1 protein-coding gene is annotated in these 1,185 nt (G+C 44.3%); it reads right to left on the bottom strand.

The features are described 5' to 3' along the window. Window positions 1-744, bottom strand: a 744-nt coding sequence (locus B9T16_RS28800) for an MBL fold metallo-hydrolase (protein WP_410246403.1), incomplete at its 3' end; no start/stop codon positions are given. Window positions 745-1,185 lie beyond the last annotated feature (441 nt).

Consider the following 1,185-nt stretch of genomic DNA (forward strand, 5'->3'; position numbering starts at 1 on the left):
CCAGGTAGAATGTCCCCAGCCAATTTTAGGACACTTATGATCATGATACTCCTCATTAGTATAGGTGGCATCATAAATCAGCAAGTCGGCATCGCGAGCCAAGTGCAGAACATTATTATCAAAGCGATCGAGAAAATGCTCTGTATCACTACAGTAAACCGCTGTACGGCCTTCCCAAGTAACCCGATAGCCGACCGCCATATTAGGATGATTCAGAGGAGCCGTTTCGATTTTAATCCCATCGGACAAAGTAATCACATCCCCAGGGATCAGATCATAAAATTTCAGATCTGATTGCATAACGTGCATGGGAACCGGGAAATTAGGATGTACCATTTGATCAGACAGGCGTTCCTTAATCGTTGACCCATCAGGAGCGATCGCCCCATAGATATGAAAGCGATTAATCGGGATAAATGCTGGCACAAAGAAAGGAAACCCCTGGATATGGTCCCAGTGGGTATGGGAAAAAAAGACAGAGGCTTCAACGGGCATTTGTTTGAGCAGATCCAAACCCAAAACTCTTAACCCAGTCCCTCCGTCAAAAATAAAACGTTGATTTCCCAGACGCATTTCGACACAGGAGGTATTCCCCCCATATCGAACAGTTTTATGGCCAGGGGTAGCAATATTTCCCCTCACCCCCCAAAACTGTACAGAAAACTCCACAGGAGCCGAATTATCATTCATCGCATTATTATCGGAAACTTGAGGATTTTTAACAGGTCGATCATAAACTGGCATTTTAACTGATACAGAGGTTGAACAGCAGTGAGATAAGCAACACTTGAGACCCAATACTCCCTAGTTACTGTTATGACTGATTGGTTATGGTCGAAAGAGAAGTCACCTTCCCCAACTCCACTTCCAAACCGTGCTTGATAGTTTCCCATCACACGGCTCCTGATGTGGATACCCTATTTGTCAGTAGGAATAAGGTTACTACCCCTTGCTTTCGTACTTCAACTTTCAAAGCTATATGCTTGCGTTAGTCTTTCAACTCGCTGCCATTAAACTCCTACTTATCGCGGTCTCTATATCCACACCGTGACTAGTGGGCATATCCTAACCATTACAGTTATGCATTAGCTTTCAGCCACATCCTTTCCCCTTAAAGGTATACGCAAAACGCGCAAAAATCGACCCAACCAATATGGCAACCAATCCAACAATAGGGGAAATCCA

Source organism: Arthrospira sp. PCC 8006 (genome assembly GCF_046480465.1).
In the GTDB taxonomy this organism is placed as follows: Bacteria; Cyanobacteriota; Cyanobacteriia; order Cyanobacteriales; family Microcoleaceae; genus Limnospira; species Limnospira platensis.